Source organism: Variovorax sp. Root434, assembly GCF_001426595.1.
Classification (GTDB): domain Bacteria; phylum Pseudomonadota; class Gammaproteobacteria; order Burkholderiales; family Burkholderiaceae_C; genus Variovorax.
Genome location: NZ_LMEK01000004.1, coordinates 66,293 through 83,929, shown reverse-complemented (window position 1 = coordinate 83,929; position 17,637 = coordinate 66,293). Strand labels below are relative to the sequence as shown.

Annotated in this window: 13 protein-coding genes; all 13 read left to right on the top strand. The window is 65.0% G+C overall.

The annotated features are described in order from the left end of the window. The 13 genes from ASD05_RS29935 to ASD05_RS05920 all read left to right on the top strand — a co-directional run bounded on the left by ASD05_RS29935 (position 1) and on the right by ASD05_RS05920 (position 17,634). Entirely contained in the window at positions 1-1,269 is a 1,269-nt protein-coding gene (locus ASD05_RS29935; protein WP_157609981.1) for an NADH:flavin oxidoreductase/NADH oxidase family protein, read from the top strand. A 38-nt stretch (positions 1,270-1,307) separates the two neighbouring features. After that, positions 1,308-1,889 (top strand): TetR/AcrR family transcriptional regulator, encoded by a 582-nt coding sequence (locus ASD05_RS05975; protein WP_056589196.1) that lies wholly within the window; start codon positions 1,308-1,310, stop codon positions 1,887-1,889. 122 nt (positions 1,890-2,011) lie between these two features. Next, positions 2,012-3,013, top strand: a complete 1,002-nt coding sequence (locus ASD05_RS05970; protein ID WP_056589047.1) for an NADP-dependent oxidoreductase — start codon at positions 2,012-2,014, stop codon at positions 3,011-3,013. A gap of 79 nt (positions 3,014-3,092) precedes the next feature. Then, positions 3,093-4,169 (top strand): alkene reductase, encoded by a 1,077-nt coding sequence (locus tag ASD05_RS05965; protein WP_056589044.1) that lies wholly within the window; start codon positions 3,093-3,095, stop codon positions 4,167-4,169. A 126-nt stretch (positions 4,170-4,295) separates the two neighbouring features. Next, a complete protein-coding gene (locus tag ASD05_RS05960) occupies positions 4,296-4,703 on the top strand; it encodes a hypothetical protein (protein ID WP_056589041.1) in 408 nt (135 codons plus the stop codon). Beyond that, entirely contained in the window at positions 4,700-5,419 is a 720-nt protein-coding gene (locus ASD05_RS05955) for a Crp/Fnr family transcriptional regulator (RefSeq protein ID WP_235507867.1), read from the top strand. The genes ASD05_RS05960 and ASD05_RS05955 overlap by 4 nt, the downstream gene beginning before the upstream one ends. Before the next feature lie 131 nt (positions 5,420-5,550). Further along, the gene (locus tag ASD05_RS05950; RefSeq protein ID WP_056589035.1) at positions 5,551-6,138 is read left to right on the top strand and encodes an HD domain-containing protein; all 588 of its coding nucleotides are present in this window, start codon (positions 5,551-5,553) and stop codon (positions 6,136-6,138) included. 171 nt (positions 6,139-6,309) lie between these two features. Further along, positions 6,310-7,623, top strand: a complete 1,314-nt coding sequence (locus tag ASD05_RS05945; RefSeq protein ID WP_082571972.1) for an MFS transporter — start codon at positions 6,310-6,312, stop codon at positions 7,621-7,623. A 21-nt stretch (positions 7,624-7,644) separates the two neighbouring features. Further along, entirely contained in the window at positions 7,645-8,781 is a 1,137-nt protein-coding gene (locus tag ASD05_RS05940; RefSeq protein ID WP_235507866.1) for an alpha/beta fold hydrolase, read from the top strand. Positions 8,782-8,797: 16 nt separating this feature from the next. Then, positions 8,798-10,447 (top strand): long-chain-fatty-acid--CoA ligase, encoded by a 1,650-nt coding sequence (locus ASD05_RS05935; protein ID WP_082571971.1) that lies wholly within the window; start codon positions 8,798-8,800, stop codon positions 10,445-10,447. Between the two features lie 49 nt (positions 10,448-10,496). Continuing rightward, on the top strand, positions 10,497-11,252 hold the full coding sequence (locus ASD05_RS05930) for a class II aldolase/adducin family protein (RefSeq protein ID WP_056589024.1): 756 nt from the start codon (positions 10,497-10,499) through the stop codon (positions 11,250-11,252). Beyond that, on the top strand, positions 11,252-11,971 hold the full coding sequence (locus ASD05_RS05925) for a haloacid dehalogenase type II (protein ID WP_056589020.1): 720 nt from the start codon (positions 11,252-11,254) through the stop codon (positions 11,969-11,971). The genes ASD05_RS05930 and ASD05_RS05925 overlap by 1 nt, the downstream gene beginning before the upstream one ends. 569 nt (positions 11,972-12,540) lie before the next feature. Continuing rightward, positions 12,541-17,634: a trifunctional serine/threonine-protein kinase/ATP-binding protein/sensor histidine kinase gene (locus tag ASD05_RS05920; RefSeq protein WP_056589017.1), complete on the top strand. Its 5,094-nt coding sequence runs from the start codon at positions 12,541-12,543 to the stop codon at positions 17,632-17,634. Positions 17,635-17,637: the final 3 nt, after the last annotated feature.

Genomic DNA, 17,637 nt, shown 5'->3' with positions numbered 1-17,637 from the left:
ATGCCCAAGACATCCAACGGCAGCCACCAGCTTCTGAACCAGCCCCTGACATTGCCCAACGGCACGGTCCTGCGTAACCGGCTGGCCAAGGCCGCCATGAGCGAGACGCTCGGCACCTACGACAACCGGCCGACGCCCAGCCTCGTTCGGCTATATGAACGTTGGGGCGCCTCGGGCCTCGGCTTGATCGTGACGGGCAACATGATGATCGACCGCCGCGCTCTGGGCGAGCCCGGCAACGTCGCCGTCGAGGACGAATCCGACCTGACCGTCTTGCGCCAGTGGGCAAAGGCGGCGACGGCGCAGGGCGCCGCCATCTGGGCGCAACTCAACCATCCCGGCAAGCAGTCCACCAAGGGCTTGAACGCCTTCAACCTCGCGCCTTCGGCCGTCCCCTTCCGCGAGGACATGGCAGCCTTCTTCGAGACTCCACGTGAAGCCACCGGGTCCGAGATCCACGACATCATCGAGCGTTTCGGGCGCAGTGCGGCCATCATCAAGAAAGCCGGCTTCAGTGGCGTTCAGATCCATGGTGCCCACGGCTACCTGGTCAATCAGTTCCTGTCTGCGCACCACAACCGTCGCGACGATGAGTGGGGGGGAACCCTCGAGAAACGGCGACGCTTCCTGATGGCCGTCTATGCGGAGATCCGCCGACAAGTCGGTCCGGAGTTCCCGATCGGCATCAAGCTCAACTCGGCCGACTTCCAGCGTGGCGGCTTCACCGAAGAAGAATCGTTGGCCACGATCCGCGCGCTGGCCGAGGCAGGAATCGACTTGATCGAGATCTCCGGCGGGACCTACGAAGCGCCCGCCATGAGTGGCACGATGCAGGAACAGGCAAGGGCATCCACCGCGGCTCGTGAAGCGTATTTCCTCGACTTCGCCGGGAAGGTTCGTTCCGCTGTCCAGGTGCCCCTGATGGTCACAGGCGGATTCCGCACTGCGGCCGGCATGGAAGCCGCGCTGCGAACGGGCGCGCTCGATGTGGTGGGCCTGGCGCGCTTGCTGGCGATCGACCCCGACGCGCCTGCCGCACTACTCCGAGGTCGCGACAGCCTTCAACGCGTTCGCCCGATCAACACCGGTCTCAAGGTCGTGGATCGCATGGGAATCATGGAGGTGCTTTGGTACACGCGCCAACTCGGGCGCATTGCCAAGGGTAGAGACCCACAGCCGAGGGAAGGTGGGCTGTCTGCCTTCCTGAAGTCAGCGCTCATCAGTGGTTGGGGAACGTTTCGCACACGTCGCCTGCGCGCGCGCGGTTGAGCGTGCTCCTCGCACAAGCAGGCATTGCTGACTACCAAATGACGCGCACCAGGGCTGGATCCAAGAACGCTTCGCACGACCGCATCGTCGCGGCCGGCGCGCGGGCGATTCGCCGCAGCGGGTACGGCGGCGTCAGCATCGCTGACATCATGAAGGAGGCGAGTCTCACGCATGGCGGGTTCTACGCCCACTTCCCTTCACGCGAGGCCATGCTGGTCGAGTTGTCAGACCGAGCCGGCGCCGACGCCATCGCCATCTTCGCGCGCGTCGCGGAGGAGGCGCCGCCCGCGCAATCGCTGCGGGCGCTTCTGAGCACCTATCTCTGCGAAGAGCATTTGAGGCAGCCTGAGATTGGCTGCCCGATCGCCGCGCTGGGCACGGAAATGCCGCGACAGGCGCCGCCAATTCGGCGCGCGGTCACCCGCCGCATCAAGGAGATGATCGATCTGGTCTCGCGCGAGTCATCCGACTTCGGGCTGCCGGGCGCGCACGACCGAGCTCTGGTGATCACCGCCACCATCGTCGGGGCGCTGGTTCTGGCACGGGCGATCGACGAAGCGGCGTTATCCGAATCGGTGCTGAACGCAGTACGCGAGCACCTGATTTCCTCGCCGAGATGACTTATGCATGACCGCGCGCATTGAGCGCCCTGGCGCTGCACTGCATAACCCCGAAACCCCGCGGCGCACCAACGCCCCGACGACACACCCACCTGGCTCCGCCATGACAAAGGACGAAGACATTGAAAGCACTCACGTTCAAGCGCTACGGCAAGTCGCCCGGCATCGGCTTTTCCGAGATTGCCAGCCCCTCGTTGAAACCAGACGAAATGCTGGTGCAGGTCCATGCCGCGGGGGTGAACCCCATCGACAACATGGTCCCTGTGGGAACGTTCAAGCTCGTCCTGCGCTTCGACTTGCCCGCGACGTTGGGCAGTGATCTGGCAGGCGTGGTGGTCGAGGTGGGCAGCCGCGTAACCCGCTTCAAGCCTGGCGACGAAGTCTTCGCCAGCCTCTTCGACCTCGGCAAAGGATCTCTTGCAGAGTTCGCGGCGGTGCCGGAGAGCGCCGCCGCCTTGAAGCCGCACAACCTGGACTTCGTTCAAGCTGCGTCGATTCCGATGGTCGGACTTACCTCGTGGCAAGCACTGAAGGAGCGGGCAGGTCTGCGTCGAGGCCAGAAGGTGTTCATCCCGGCGGGCTCCGGCGGCATCGGTACGTTCGCGATCCAACTGGCTCACCACCTTGGCGCCAAGGTGGGCACCACCGTCAGCACGGGCAATGTCGAACTGGTTAGCAAGCTCGGTGCCGACGAAGTCGTCGACTACAAGAAGCAGGAGTTCGAGAAGGTACTTCGGGGCTATGACGCCGTGCTCGGCACCGTCCGGGGAGATGCCATCGCGAAATCCGTCGACATCCTCAATCCGGGCGCCAGGATCGTCTCCCTCATCGGCCCACTCGACGCTGCGTTCGCGCGCGCGAAGGGCTTGAACCTCATCCTGAGGTTTGTGTTGGGATTGATGAGCCGCAAGATCTTGCGCCTCGCGAGAAAACGGGACGTCAACTACTCATTCCTGTTCATGCGCCCCGACGGGAAGCAACTCGGGGAGATCGGTGAACTGCTCAAGTCCGAACGCATTCGGCCGGTGATCGACAAAGTGTTCCCCTTCGAGCAGGCCAAAGAGGCTCTCGACTACCTGGCGCAAGGACGAGCCAAGGGAAAGGTCGTCGTTCGTATCAAGTAGCCCGTCGTCATCGCCACGATCCGCAGCCGTGGCGGCACGCCCGCATTTTCAACACCTCGTTTTTCCATCAAGGACCATCATGCTTTTTGAACCTCTTGCCACGCCTTCGCTGCAACTCGCCAACCGCATCGTGATGGCGCCGATGACACGCAGCCGGGCCGTGGAGGCCAACACGCCGAACGACCTGATGGCCGAGTACTACGGCCAGCGAGCAGCAGCCGGCCTGGTCATCACGGAAGGCACATCGCCGTCTCCGAACGGCCTGGGCTATGCACGCATCCCCGGGCTCTTCAACCAGGCGCAGGTGCAGGGATGGCGGCGGGTCACCGACGCCGTCCACGCCAGGGGCGGCAAGATCTTCGTCCAACTGATGCACACCGGACGCGTGACCCATGTGTTGAACCTGCCGGTCGCAGCCGAGGTCCTGGGGCCCACCGCCGATGCCTGTCCCGGCCAGATGCATACCGACGCGAAGGGCATGCAACCGCACAGCCGCCCGCGAGCCATGAGCCAGGACGACATTGCGCATGCCGTCGACGAATACGTCCGGTCGGCGCAACTCGCGATCGAAGCAGGATTCGACGGAGTCGAATTGCACGCCGCGAATGGCTACTTGATCGAGCAGTTCCTCAACGCCAATGTGAACCAGCGCACCGACCAATACGGCGCCGGCTTCGACGGTCGCAATCGCTTTGCAATCGAGATCGCCCGTGCCACCGCGGCGGCTATCGGCCCACAGCGCGTGGGCATTCGGCTCTCGCCTTATGGCGTGTTCAACAGTACTGGGCCTTTTGCCGATGTGGACGCGCAGTACCTGGCGTTGACGCAGCAGCTGTCGGAGCTGGGCCTGCTTTACGTCCACGTTCTCGATCATTCGGCGATGGGAGCTCCCGCAGTGCCTGCCGAGCTGAAGGCCCGTCTTCGCGCCGCCTTCAAGGGACTGTTCATCCTCGCCGGCGGATTCGATCAGGCCAGCGCCGAGCGTGCGCTCGAAGCCGGTCAGGCAGACCTCATTGCCTTCGCCCGGCCCTTCATCGCCAATCCGGACCTGGTCGCACGCATGCGTACTGACGCCGCGCTCAACGTGATGGACCCCGAAACCTTCTACACCCCGGGTGCCAAGGGCTACACCGACTACCCGGTACTTGCGGACTGAGCTGTACGGTCCGTCGACTATCAAGGAGCCGCCTTCAACTGCCGCATGAATGCGCCGGGCGTGGGTTCCTTGTCGCGATCCGCTTTGCGCTCTTTCAGGCGCTGCAAGAACATCAAGAGGTCAAACATGCCCTATCTCCAGCTCGACGTGAATGGAAGCTATGCAATCGCGGACAAGCAGCGCCTTGCGAATGCGCTTGCGGAAACCTACGCCCGGATGATGAGTGTGGACATGCGGCGTATCAGCATTGCCATCAGAGAACTGGGGGAGGGCGCTGTCTGGCGCATGGTCGATGGCGAGGCGGTCGAAGCCGCCGTGCTGATGTGTGACATTCGACGGGGTCGCAGCGCTGAACTCCGCCTTGCCGTCGCCAAGGCGCTATGCGAAGACTGCATGGAGATCCTGGGCTTGCGAATAGATCGATTGAACGTTGAGTTCACTCAGCATTCGGCCGATGAGATGTATCACCCCACCTTGGGCGGATACAGCCCGGAATGGACGCCGGCCGAGGAGGGCGGTTCATTGCCTGGGTGACCACCAAGCAACGGCTGCATCCTGGAATGTCGACACCGCATACAGAACTGCTGCGCATATTTGGCGACGCTTGGTTCGAATCGGTTGGGTCGGCGTCACAAGAGCTATTGCTGACGCAAGGACGTCTCGTTCACGTTCGAAGCCGTGAATTCGTCGTGCGCAAAGGCGACGCGGCCAATGGTCTCTTCGGCGTGGTCAGTGGTGTTCTCGCCGCGTCCTCGTTACTCGAAGACGGGCGACAAATGATCTTCGGGCTGCTGGAGCCTGGAGATTGGTGCGGTGAGGCATCGTCGCTGGACGGACTGCCGCGCACGCACGACATCCATGCCTTGCGGAACTCCGAATTGCTGCACATCTCGCCGCCTCTGTTCGAACGGTTGATGCAGGACGCCAGTTTTGTGCGGGCGATTGCAGTCCTGCAGACGGCACGCATCCGAACCATGTTCAGCTTCTTCGAGGATGCGGCGCTGCGCAGCACGCGGGCCCGTGTCGTGCGACGGCTGCTGAGGCTGGCGCGCGGCGATGCCTCAGCCTTGCCTCGTTCCAGGCGCGTGATTCCCATCACACACGAGACCCTCTCGATGATGTTGGGCATCACCCGTCAGACCTTGTCGCTTGAACTCAAGGCCTTGGCTGCGACGGGCGCGCTGTCGCTGTCGTACGGCCGCATCGCCATCGAGTCAGAGCAAACGCTGAGCGCACTCAGCGAGGTCTGAGTACGGGACGGCGGCGCCCGGCTGCCGAGCATGGGCCTCGGGACTTACCCGCGGAATGTCAGCTGGCATGCATTCGTGTGGAAGCACTGATTCCTACCATCGTGCGTCATTCATCAGAAGAGCCTACCCCCATGACCGATCGCGCGACATTTCGTAGTTTTCAAGAAAGCACGGCCCAGGATTGGAAGGTGATCGCGGGCGAGTTCCAAGCCTTTTCCAAAGGTCTGGCCGACCGTGTCCTTCATCACCTGAGTCTGCTGCGCGGCGACTTCGGAGGTTTCCCCATCGACCGCCTCGATCACTCCTTGCAAACGGCAACCCTGGCCTTGCGCGATGGCCGTGATGAGGCTTACGTGTGCTGTGCCTTGCTGCATGACATCGGCGACACGCTGGGAACATTCAATCACCCCGACATCGCCGCAGCGGTGCTGAAGCCGTTCGTGAGCGAAGCGGATCATTGGATGGTGCAGAACCACGGGATCTTCCAAGGGTATTACTTCTTTCATCACCTCGGCATGGATCGCGATATGCGCGAGCAGTTCGTCGGGAATCCGCACTATGACCGCACCGCGGAATTCTGCGAGCTGTATGACAGTCCGGCGTTCGACCCGAAAGCCGAGACGCTGCCGCTGTCGGAGTTCGAGCCCATGGTGCGCCGGCTGTTCCAGCATCCGGTCAACAGCATCTACAAGAAGACTGCCTCGATGGCAGAGGTCTGACGGAACGGTGCGAGTGGGCCTTCGCCGGTCCCTCGCATTCCACAGCGGCTGCGTGCGCGGCCGCGCCAAGCCAAAAGATGTGCAAACGCAAGAAAAAGTTGGAGACACACGATGAATCGAGCGACAGGCCCCGCCGCGGCAAGACCACATGACGATGCGCGCAGAGACGCGATGTACCGCAAGATCACCTGGCGGCTTATCCCGCTGCTGTTCCTTGCCTACGTGGTTTCCTACATCGATCGCATCAACGTTGGCTACGCCAAGCTTCAGATGAGCTCGGACCTGCATCTGACCGATGCCATCTATGGACTCGGCGCGGGCATCTTCTTCGTCGGGTATGCGCTCTTCGAGGTTCCCAGCAACGTGCTCCTGATGCGCATTGGTGCACGCCTGACGATCATGCGCATCATGGTGTGCTGGGGTTTGGTCTCGGCGGCGACGATGTTCATCACCACGCCGATGCAGTTCTACATTGCCCGCTTCCTGCTCGGGGCCTTCGAGGCCGGATTTTTTCCCGGCATCGTGCTGTACCTGACCTTCTGGTTTCCGGCGGCACGCAGAGCGCGCATCCTCGCCTTGCTCATGAGCGCGGTGGTGGTGGGCGGGCTCGTTGCGGGTCCGATGTCCGGCTGGATCCTGCAGAACCTCGATGGCTGGCACAGCCTGCGTGGCTGGCAGTGGATGTTCTTGCTCGAAGGTGTGCCGGCCGCGGCATTGGGCTTCGTGGTCTATGCCTGCCTGTCCAACTCGCCCGACGAGGCTCGGTGGCTCTCCGAGGACGAGAAGCGCATGATCCGTATCGACCTGCCCAAGGAGACGGCACCTCACGCATCCACACCTCCTGTGGAAGCCGCACTTGACGCCCTGCGCGACCCAAAGGTCTACCTGCTGTCGTTTCTGTACTTCGCGGCTGTTTGCGGTGGCACCACCCTCAGCTTCTGGATGCCCACGATGATCCAGAGCCTGGGCGTCAAGAGCATGCAGACGATCGGCCTGATTTCTGCCGTGCCCTACGCGTTTGGTGCGCTGGCGATGATCCTGTACGGCCGCCACTCGGACAAGCGTGGCGAACGCCGCTGGCACTACGCGGTGGCAGTGGCCGTCGGCGGGGTAGGGCTTGCGCTCACGAGCTGGACCGGTGCCTACATGTGGCTGTCGGTGGCGCTGATCGCGATTGCAATTGCGGGCTCTGTTTCTTCGCTGCCGGTGTTCTGGGCAGTCGCGACGACGCAGCTGTCGCGGCAATCGACCGCCGCCGGCATCGCGATCATCACAAGCCTGGGCAATCTGGCCGGCCTGGCGTGCCCTTACATCCTGGGCGTGATCAAGCAGTCCACCGGCAGCCTGACGGGCGGCCTCCTGATCATCGCCGGCGTCATGCTGATGGGTTCCCTCGTGATGGTCGGCAGTGGTTCGATCCGGCGCGGTGCCGCCGCGCTCCGCCCTGCGCCGATCGAGAAGATGCCGGACGCCTACGCGCGCTGACCCTTGGCCGAGGAAGACGCCTTGACCCTCTTGCCGCTGGACCCTGGCGTGCGCGCACGCCAGGCCGATAACGGAAACGGCCTTCACATGCATTGGCTCGAAGCGGGCGATGCAAGTCCCGAGACGCCAATGGTCGTGCTGCTGCATGGTTTCCCCGAGCTGGCGTTCAGCTGGCGTCACCAGCTGCTTGCGCTCGCCCAGGCCGGCTTCCACGTGGTGGCTCCTGACCAGCGCGGTTACGGCCGCACCACGGGCTGGACCGCCAATGTCGATACCGACCCACGTGCCTTTCGCATGGACAACCTGGTGCGCGATGTCCTGGGGCTGATCCATGTGCTTGGGAAGAAGTCGGTGCACGCCGTGGTCGGCCACGACTTCGGCTCGCACGTCGCGGCCTGGTGCGCGCTGATCCGCCCCGATATCTTCCGTTCGCTGGCCATGCTGGCCACGCCGTTCACCGGGCCGCCTGCAATGCCGCTGGGTGCTGCCGACACGCCGGACCCGCGCGCCCGACAGCTCGCAGAAGCGCTTGCCGGCCTGTCCACCCTGGAGCGCCCGCGAAAGCACTATCAGCTGTACTACTCAGGTCTCGAAGCCAACGCCGAGATGCACGGCGCAAGCCAGGGCCTGCGCGAGTTCCTTCGGGGCTACTACCACCTCAAGAGCGCGGAAGGCGCCGACAAGCGGCCCGCGCCTTTGCCCGACCTGAGTGCGGCGTCGCTGGCCGGGCTTCCGACCTACTACGTGATGGACGCGGACCTGGGCATGGCCGACACCGTGGCGCGAAGCATGGCGCGGCGCGAGATGCAACCGAGCCGATGGCTGTCTGAAGAGTCGCTGAACGTGTACAGCGATGAGTTCGGCCGCACCGGCTTCCAAGGGGGGCTGCTGTGGTATCGGGCCGCCACAACTCGCGGGTTGCAGCAGGAGCTGCAGATCTACGCCGGACTGACCGTCGACGTGCCCAGCTGCTTCATCGCCGGAGAAATGGACTGGGGCGTCCACATGCTGCCCGGGGCACTCGACGCAATGCAGAACGATGCATGCACGCGTTGGGTCTCGACCCGGTTCATCGCCGACGCCGGTCATTGGGTGCAACAAGAACAACCGGAGGCGGTCAATGCTGCTCTCCTCGACTTTCTCAAAACAGGCCGCTGAAATGAAATCTGTAACCATGGAATCGAACCCCGCGCCGGACGCCTTCGGCGCAAACACGCTGCTGATCAAGCAACTGCTGGAAGCCGGGCTGTCCCGCAGCCCTTCAGAAGAGATCGTGTACGGCGATGCCGTGCGCCTCGACTACACCGAGCTGAACCGGCGCATCGGCCGTCTGGCGGCCGGGCTGGCATCGCTTGGTGCGCGTCCGGGCGACACCGTCGCAGTCATGGACTGGGACACCCACCGCTATCTGGAGTGTTTCTTCGCGGTGCCAATGGCGGGCATGGTGCTGCACACGGTCAACGTGCGGCTCTCGGTCGAGCAGCTGCTCTACACAATCAACCATGCCAAGGACGACTTCATCCTCGTCAATACCGAGTTCCTGCCGATGCTTGAGGCTATCTGGGATCGGGTGGATCCGGGTAAGCAGCTGGTGCTCCTGTCGGACGCGGCAAGCCCGCGGGAGACGCGCTTGCCTATCGCTGCCGAGTACGAGGCTTTACTCGGGGGCTCGAATCCGGTGACCGCATGGTCTGATCTGGACGAGTCGACGCGGGCCACGACCTTCTATACAACCGGCACCACAGGCCTGCCCAAGGCGGTGTATTTCAGTCATCGTCAGCTCGTGCTGCACACCCTGGCCAGCCGCGCTGCTCTGGCAGGGCCGGGCGCGGGCCGCTTCAATCACGACGACGTGTACATGCCGGTCACGCCCATGTTCCACGTGCATGCCTGGGGCCTGCCCTACTTGGCCACGATGTTGGGAGTCAAGCAGGTCTATCCGGGGCGCTATGTTCCCGACCGCCTGCTGGCGCTGTTCGAGCGCGAGAAGGTCACGTTTTCTCACTGTGTGCCGACCATTTTGCAGATGATGCTGGACTCGGCGGCGGCAAGGGGCCAGCGCCTGGACGGCTGGACGGTGGTCATCGGCGGAGCAGCGCTCGCCCAATCGCTGGCAAAGGCCGCCATGGGCCGCGGGGTCGACGTGTTCGCCGGCTACGGAATGTCGGAAACCGGTCCCATCTTGACGCTGGCGCAACCCCGCTCAGCAAATTCCGGATCGCCGACCGACAAGGAGGTCGCGGCCCGCTGCCATGCGGGTTGGGCGATTCCGTTCGTCCAGTTGCGCGTGGTCGACGAAGCGATGAAAGACCTGCCGCGTGATGGAAGTTCGCCCGGCGAGCTCGTGGCCCGTTCGCCCTGGCTCACACAGTCCTATCTTGGCGACCCACAGGCCAGCCAGGCACTGTGGCGTGGCGGGTGGTTGCATACAGGCGACATCGCGGTGATGGACCCGGATGGCTGTGTTCGGATCGTTGACCGCCTGAAGGACGTGATCAAGACCGGTGGCGAATGGGTCTCCTCGCTGCAGTTGGAGGACATTCTGTTGAAGCATCCCCAGGTGCGAGAAGCCGCAGTCATCGGAATTCCCGACCCGCGCTGGAGCGAGCGTCCTGCTGCCATCGTGGTTCTCACGGCGGATGCCGTTCCCGATGCGGACGCCATCCGTGCCCACGTCAAGCAGTTTGCGGACGCTGGCGCCATCTCGAGGTTCGCGATCCCGCAGGAGGTGACCTTCGTCGACAGCCTGCCCAAAACCAGTGTGGGCAAGCTGGACAAGAAACTGATGCGGGCGCAGCAGGCGCAGATCGAAGGTGCCGTGTAACCGGAGCGTTCCGCACAACCCCACCATCCCCCATTCGAAGGAGTCTTTCGTGCATATTCCATCTCTCAAAGAAGTCGTCAGTGCCGAAGAATGGCAACTGCGTTGCGATCTGGCCGCCTGCTACCGCCTCGTGGCGCTGCACGGCTGGACCGATCTGGTGTTCACGCACATCAGTGCGCGCTTGCCCGGCGACGCCCATGACTTCCTGATCAATCCGTACGGCCTGCTGTTCGACGAAATCACGGCGTCCTCGCTCCTCCGCGTCGACGCGGACGGCAATCAGCTCACCGAATCGCCTTTCACGGTGAATCGCGCCGGCTTCGTCATCCATAGCGCCATCCATGCTGCCCGGCCGGACATCCAGTGTGTGTTGCACACCCACACCCGTGCAGGCGTCGGCGTCAGCGCGCAGCAGGGCGGCGTGTTGCCCATATCGCAGCAGTCAATGGTGATCCAGGGTTCGCTGGCATATCACGACTACGAAGGCATTGCGCTGCGCGACGAGGAAAAGCCGAGATTGCAGGCGGACCTGGGCAAGGCGAACTATCTGATGCTGCGTAACCACGGCCTGCTCACGGCGGGTACTACGATCGCCGATGCCTTCCTGGCCATGTACATCTTCGAGAGTGCTTGCCAGATCCAGATCGCGGCGCAGGCAGGCGGTCCGTTGACCATGCTCGACGAGTCCATCCAGGCGACCGCGGAAGCCGATGCGCGGGCACAGACCGGTGGCATCGGTGGCCGCTTCGTATGGCCTGCGCTGTTGCGCAAGCTAAATCGCACCAATCCGGGCTACGACGTCTGATGGAACACGTGTACCCCCAAGGAGCGGCGCACGTCAAGGTCCTGGCCTTCGATGTCTTCGGAACGGTGGTCGATTGGCACAAGAGCATCATGCGAGAGGTCCAGTCGATGAAACTCGACGTGGATGGCGATCAGTTCGCGCTAGCCTGGCGAGCCGGGTACATGCCGGCGATCCGGAAAGTCATGTACGGCGAACTCGACTGGACCTTGATCGACGACCTTCATCGGATGATCCTGGACGCACTTCTGGAGACCTTCCAGGTGACCCATCTGAAGGAAGAAGAAAAGCGGAAGCTGAACGGTGTCTGGCACCGGCTGGATCCGTGGGCCGATAGCGTGGAAGGGCTGACCCGGCTGAAATCGCGCTACACGATCTGCACCATGTCGAACGGCAACATCGGTTTGCTGGCCAACATGGCGAAGAACGCCCGTCTGCCATGGGACTGCATCCTCTCCGCAGAGATCTTTCGCAAGTACAAGCCCGATCCGGCGACTTACCTGGGCGTTGCCAAGGTCTTCGGCGTCGAACCCGGCGAGGTCATGATGGTGGCGGCCCACCAGGACGACCTGGCACATGCGCGTGCGTGCGGGCTGAAGACCGCTTACGTCGAACGGCCACTGGAGTACGGCCCTTCGCAGCAGAAGGACGTGTCGCCCCATCCGGACAACACGGTCCACTCCAGGAACTTGGTGGAGCTTGCCGCGGCGCTGAACTGTTGAACAAATGGCCGTGAGAGCATCTGCTCATGCACGCAGCTAGATCCATCAGCGTTCGGTCTGCTCGCGGGCAAGCAATCATCGCCAGCAGCGCTGAGGCAATGCTTCCGTGCTTCACCTGTCGAGCGACGATCTCGTACGCCTCGGTCCGATTCGACCTGAGGGTGGGACGTCTCAATCTTGCGACGATTGCGCCGTTTCATCGCGTGATTGTGCAAGCGAGTCTGGAACGGGCGGTCAGAGAAATGAAGACCTGAGCATGCATTGACGGTCCGAAGCCGAGGCCATTGCGTCCGGGTTGCAGCGGCGCGCGCCTCACGCCTAACAACGCCTAACACCACCCAACGTTTTCGGCGCCTATCTCGCGACCCGCGGAGTTCCAATGGTGTCTTGCGGACGAACGCGTCTGAATACGGGGAGAAAAGAACGGCGGCATCCGGACTGAGCCCACGCATTTCGCAGCCCGGGCAGTCAAAAAAAGGCCTACATCCATGCAACACCAGGAACTCACCAGACAAGAACAGGCAGCCTTGCCGGATGCCTCCGCTGTCGAGGGGCACGGGACTTCGGTAATGCAGTATCGGGACTTTCGCGAACTGAGTGCCGGCACACCGCGCCTGGAGCGCGCACGTGCCCGTGGCGCGGCCTCGTCGCTCGTGGCCGGGCGTGGCCAAACCGCGCCGGCCACCGCCGCGATACTTCAACGCGAGTACGCGTTTCGCCACGCGCTTCGCGATGAATGGGCGGCGGTTCCGACCGCGTTGGTGCCGCACGGAGAAAGCTCCCTCCTGATACTGAACGACCCCGGCGGCGAGACGCTTCGTCGCAGCGCGGCGCCCGCCGCCGATACGGTCGCCTTCCTTGCGCTCGCACTGCGCCTCACCGCTGCTGTGGGCGCGATGCACGTTGCGGGCGTCTTGCACCGCGCACTCACGCCGGACCGCATGCTGCTTGTCGATGACGGGCACGTTCATCTCACCGGCTTCGGCCATGCCACCACCGTCGCGCGCGAAGCCAAGGCCGAAGACGACGATCAGCTCGCCTGGGACGAGGACAGCTTCAACTACATGGCGCCGGAGCTGGGCGCGCGCATGAACCTGCGAGTGGATGTGCGTGCCGACCTCTACGCGCTCGGCTGCATCTTCTACGAACTACTGGTCGGAAGGCTTCCGTTTCATGGCGCCGATGCCGCCGCTCGCGTTCACGCGCACGCGACCCAGACCGCCCGTGCGCCGTGCGACTTGGTGGAAGGCGTTCCCGAGCAACTCTCGCTGCTGGTCATGAAGCTGCTCGAGAAAGCCCCCGGGCAGCGCTATGCGGACGCCGCCGGCGTGCTGGCCGATCTGCGGCGCTGCGAAGCTCTGCTGCGCCAGCACGGACGCGTTCCGGGTTTTGCACTCGATGCTCATTCGGCCCTGCGCAGGCCCCGCGCTGCGGATCGGGTGCTGGGGCGCAACGTCGAACTCGAGACGCTGCTGGCGCTCTACCGCACGGTCGCGGACAACGCTCGTTCGCGCGCAGCCTGGGTCTCGGGCCCGTCCGGGATCGGCAAATCGACGCTTCTGCGCGAGGCGATGGCGCGCGTGCAGCCTTCCGGCGCGCCGCTTCTGGCCACAGCCAAAAGTGAAGAGGGCGGCCGTGGCAGGCCGTATGCATTGCTGGTGGAGGCGCTCGATCCGCTGCTGCAATACGTGCTCGGTTGCGCCGAAGAAGAATTCGCGCTCTGGCGCAGCCGCATCGCCGCCGCGGCAAAACCCGTGGAGCGGACCTTGGCCGCCCTGTTGCCAGCCCTGGGCACGATCGCCGGCCTGCAGCCTGGACAGCCCGCGCCTGCCGACGCGCCTGACGCGGCCCCCGCAATCGAACGCGAGCGCGTACTGCAGGGCATGGCGCGGCTGATCGCCTGCTTCGCAACGCCCGCCCGGCCGCTCGTATTGCTGCTGGATGACCTGCAATGGGCCGACTTCGAAACGCTGCAGGTGCTCGAACGCCTGCTGTACCAGCATGACGACGCAGCCTTGCTGCTGGTCGGCACCTTCCGCGACAACGAGGTGGCTGCGGACCATCCGCTGCGCGCAGGCCGGCTTGCCGAAGTGCCAGAGGCCGTCCGCATCGAACTCGGGCCGCTGGACGAAGGCGCCCTGCGCGAAATGGTTGCGGCGACGCTGCAACAGGACGTGAGCGCCATCGGAGAACTGGCCGAGGTCATCGGCCAGAAAACGGAACGAAACCCGTTCTTCGCACGGCATCTGCTCCACCTGCTGGCCGACGAAGGGCTGCTTGTCTACGATGCGGAAGCCGCCTCGTGGCGCTGGAGCGTCGAAAGGCTCGTGGCGCACCCTGGTGCCGACAACGTCGACGACCTGATGGCGCGCCGGTTCGAGCAGTTGCCCGCGTCAACGCAGGCCGTGTTGCGTCTGATGGCGTGCCTCGGCCACCGGGCATCCGACACCGCGCTCGCGCTCGCCATGAACGTGAGGCCCGGGACCGATGCGGCCGGGCGCCTGCGAGCGGCGCTGGACGACGCACGCGAGGCCGGCAGCATCCTGCGCGATGGCAACGGCTGGGTTTTCCGGCATGACCGCATTCGCGAGGCCGCCTATGGCTCGATCTCGCCCGAGGAGAGGCCGCGAATGCATCTGCAGATCGTGCGGCGCCACATCCTGCACGCGACCGACCCCGCCCAAGTGTTCGCGCTCGCCGCGCAGGCCAGCCTTGCCCGCCCGGCCGTCGACGCGCCCCGGGAGCGACGCGACTTCGCGCGCCTCAACCTGGAAGCCGGCCGCCAGGCGAAGGCCGCGACAGCCCATCATTCGGCGCTCGGCTTCTTTCGCGCCGCGCTCGCCTTTCTGGGCGAAGAAGATTCCAGCGACGACGGCCTGAACGCGCGCGCGCTTTGCGGCGAGGCCGAGTTCATGACGGGGTCGCTGGAAGCCGCCGAGGCCCGCCTGTCGGCGCTCGAGGAGGTCGCGGGAGATGGCATCTTCGGGGCCGATCTCGCGCGCCTGCGGGCGGCGCTGTACACCACGCTCGGCAGGTTCGACCGGGCGCTGGACGTCGGCCTCGCCTTCCTGCGCAAATCCGGCATCGACATGCCCAGGCGGCCCGACGATGCCGCGGTCGACCGGGAGCACGCCACACTGCAGGCATGGATCGATCGCCATGGCATCGGTGCCTTGCGGCAGTTGCCCATCGTGGCCGATCCGCTGCGCCGCGCCATCACCGACATCTTCGCCGACCTTATTCCGCCGGCGCTGTACACCGACCACAACCTGGTCGACTTCATCCTCCTGCGCATGATCCGCATCGGCATTGCGCAAGGCCACGCAGACGCTTCGGCGGACGGCTACGTCTGCATGACACAGGTCTTTGGCGTGCGCTACGGCAACTACGCCGCCGCCCGTGAATTCGGCGCACTCGCGCTGCACCTGGTCGACGAGCGCGGCCTCGCCCGGTACCGCGGCCGGGTCTACATGGCCTTCGGGACGATGGTGGTTCCATGGACGCAGCCGGCGCGCGCGGCGCGCGACTACATCCGACGCGCCTACGACGTCGCCGTGGCGAGCGGCGACCACACTTTCGCGATCTATTGCGGCCGCAACCAGGCGACGGGAATGCTGTTCGCCGGGGAGTACCTGGGCGACGTGCGGGACACGGTCGAACGTGGCCTGGCCATCGCCCGCGACGCGAACTTCCAGCTCGTGATCGATGCGCTGCTGGCCCAGAAGGCGCTGCTGGCGCAGTTGCAGGACGGCACCGAGGGCGATCGCGACGCCCAGCCGCGCACACCGCAGGAAGGCGAGCCTGCAACGCTCGTGGACTTCGCCTATTGGGTGTACAAGCTGCAGGCGGCGCTGATCGGCGGCAGATTGACCGAGGCGATCGACGCACGCCGCCGGGCCGAGGCCTGCGCGGCCTCGGGCCGCACCTTCGCCGAAAGCGGCGACCTGCCGTTCTACGGCGCGCTGGCGCTGCTCGCATTGCCCACGCGCGATGCACCCCAGCAGGCGGCGCTCCAGCGGGACGTGCAGCAGCTCCAGACCTGGGTCCTGGCCTGTCCGGCCAACTTCCTGGCCCGCTACCAGCTGGTGCGGGCGGAGTTGTGCCGCATCGATGGCGATCCGCTGGCGGCGGTGGAGGCCTATGCGCGGGCGGTGACGCACGCGCGGCGACATGGCTTCACCCAGGTCGAGGCCCTGGCAGCCGAGCGCGCCGCGGCCTTTCATGCCGGCCGCGGCGACGACCTGTCCGCGCACGGCAACCTGCGCCATGCCCGCGGCGCGTGGCAGCGCTGGGGTGCCATGGCCAAGGTGCGGCAGTTGCAGTCGGCGCATCCGGGGCTCTTCGAGACCGAGGACTCTGCCGCGAGTACGCGGCGCATGCAGGCGCTGGACGCGCAGGCCGTGCTGCGCATCTCGACGGCACTCGCCAGCGAAATCGTCCCCGCTCGCCTGGTCGAAATCCTGCTGCGCACCGCACTCGAAAACGCTGGCGCCGAGCTCGGTACGCTGGCGCTGCTGCGGCAGGAGGTCTGGCAGGTGCGCGCCCAGGCGCGAGTGCTCGACGGTGCCATCGCGCTCACGCAGGCGGGCGTCGCTTTCGATGCGCAGGCGCTGCCGGTGTCGATCGTCCAGGCCGTCGCGCGCACGCAGCAGCACGTCGTGGTGGACGATGCGCGCGAAAGCACGTCGCTCGCACAGGACGACTACATCCGCCACCGGCGTCCGCGCTCGATCCTGTGCGTGCCACTGATGCGCCATGCCACGCTCATCGGCGTGCTTTATCTGGAGAACAACCTCGCCTCGCATGTGTTCACGCCCGCCAAGGCCGAGGTGCTGGAGGTGATCGCCTCGCAGGCGGCCTTCGCGTTGGAGAACGCCCGGCTTTACGAGGAGTTGATCGACCAGAACCACCAGCGTGCGCATGCCGAGGAACAACTGCGCAGCACGCTCACCGAGCTCGAGCGCGCGAGCCGCCTGAAGGCGATGGGCGAGCTGGTGGCCTCGATCGTGCACGAGGTCGGCCAGCCGATCGCGGCGGTCGATACTTCGGCCAGCGCCGCACTGCGCTGGCTTGACCGCAGCCCGCCCGACATCGGCGAAGCCCGCGAGATGCTCACGCACATCAGCAAGAGCGCGCTGCGCGCCCGCACCATCATCCAGGGTCTTCGTGCCAAGGCGCGCAACGCGGAGCCGCAGTTCGCCGCATTCGATCTCGGCGAAGCCCTGCACGAGGCGGCTACCCTGGTCGCGGGTGCGCTCGACACCATGGGCGTGACACTCGAGATGAAGGGCCTGGACGCGCCGGTTCCCGTGCACGGCGATCGCGTTCAGTTGCAGCAGGTGGCGGTCAATCTGCTGATGAACGCGGCCGAGTCGATGGCCTCTCTCCCGCACGGCCCGCGGCCGCTGCTGCTGGCCTGCGTGAACGACGAGAGTCATGTGCGCATCGTCGTGGACGATGCCGGTCCGGGCATCGACCCCGACGCGGCGGAGCATCTGCTCAAACCCCTGTTCACCACCAAGTCGAACGGCATGGGCATGGGGCTGGCGATCTGCAAGTCGATCCTCGATGCGCACGGCGGAACGCTCGCCCTGGGACAGCGCGGGACCGCCGGCACGCGCGCCGTCTTCAGCCTGCCGCGGCCAGGCCTTGCCGCGAGCTGAGCA

Excerpts from the sequence above, each read along its gene's own strand:
- ASD05_RS29935 (WP_157609981.1), top strand. The coding sequence starts at position 1 with ATGCCCAAGACATCCAACGGCAGCCACCAGCTTCTGAACCAGCCCCTG.
- ASD05_RS05975 (WP_056589196.1), top strand. The coding sequence starts at position 1,308 with ATGACGCGCACCAGGGCTGGATCCAAGAACGCTTCGCACGACCGCATC.
- ASD05_RS05965 (WP_056589044.1), top strand. The coding sequence starts at position 3,093 with ATGCTTTTTGAACCTCTTGCCACGCCTTCGCTGCAACTCGCCAACCGC.
- ASD05_RS05960 (WP_056589041.1), top strand. The coding sequence starts at position 4,296 with ATGCCCTATCTCCAGCTCGACGTGAATGGAAGCTATGCAATCGCGGAC.
- ASD05_RS05950 (WP_056589035.1), top strand. The coding sequence starts at position 5,551 with ATGACCGATCGCGCGACATTTCGTAGTTTTCAAGAAAGCACGGCCCAG.
- ASD05_RS05945 (WP_082571972.1), top strand. The coding sequence starts at position 6,310 with ATGTACCGCAAGATCACCTGGCGGCTTATCCCGCTGCTGTTCCTTGCC.
- ASD05_RS05935 (WP_082571971.1), top strand. The coding sequence starts at position 8,798 with ATGGAATCGAACCCCGCGCCGGACGCCTTCGGCGCAAACACGCTGCTG.
- ASD05_RS05925 (WP_056589020.1), top strand. The coding sequence starts at position 11,252 with ATGGAACACGTGTACCCCCAAGGAGCGGCGCACGTCAAGGTCCTGGCC.
- ASD05_RS05920 (WP_056589017.1), top strand. The coding sequence starts at position 12,541 with ATGCAGTATCGGGACTTTCGCGAACTGAGTGCCGGCACACCGCGCCTG.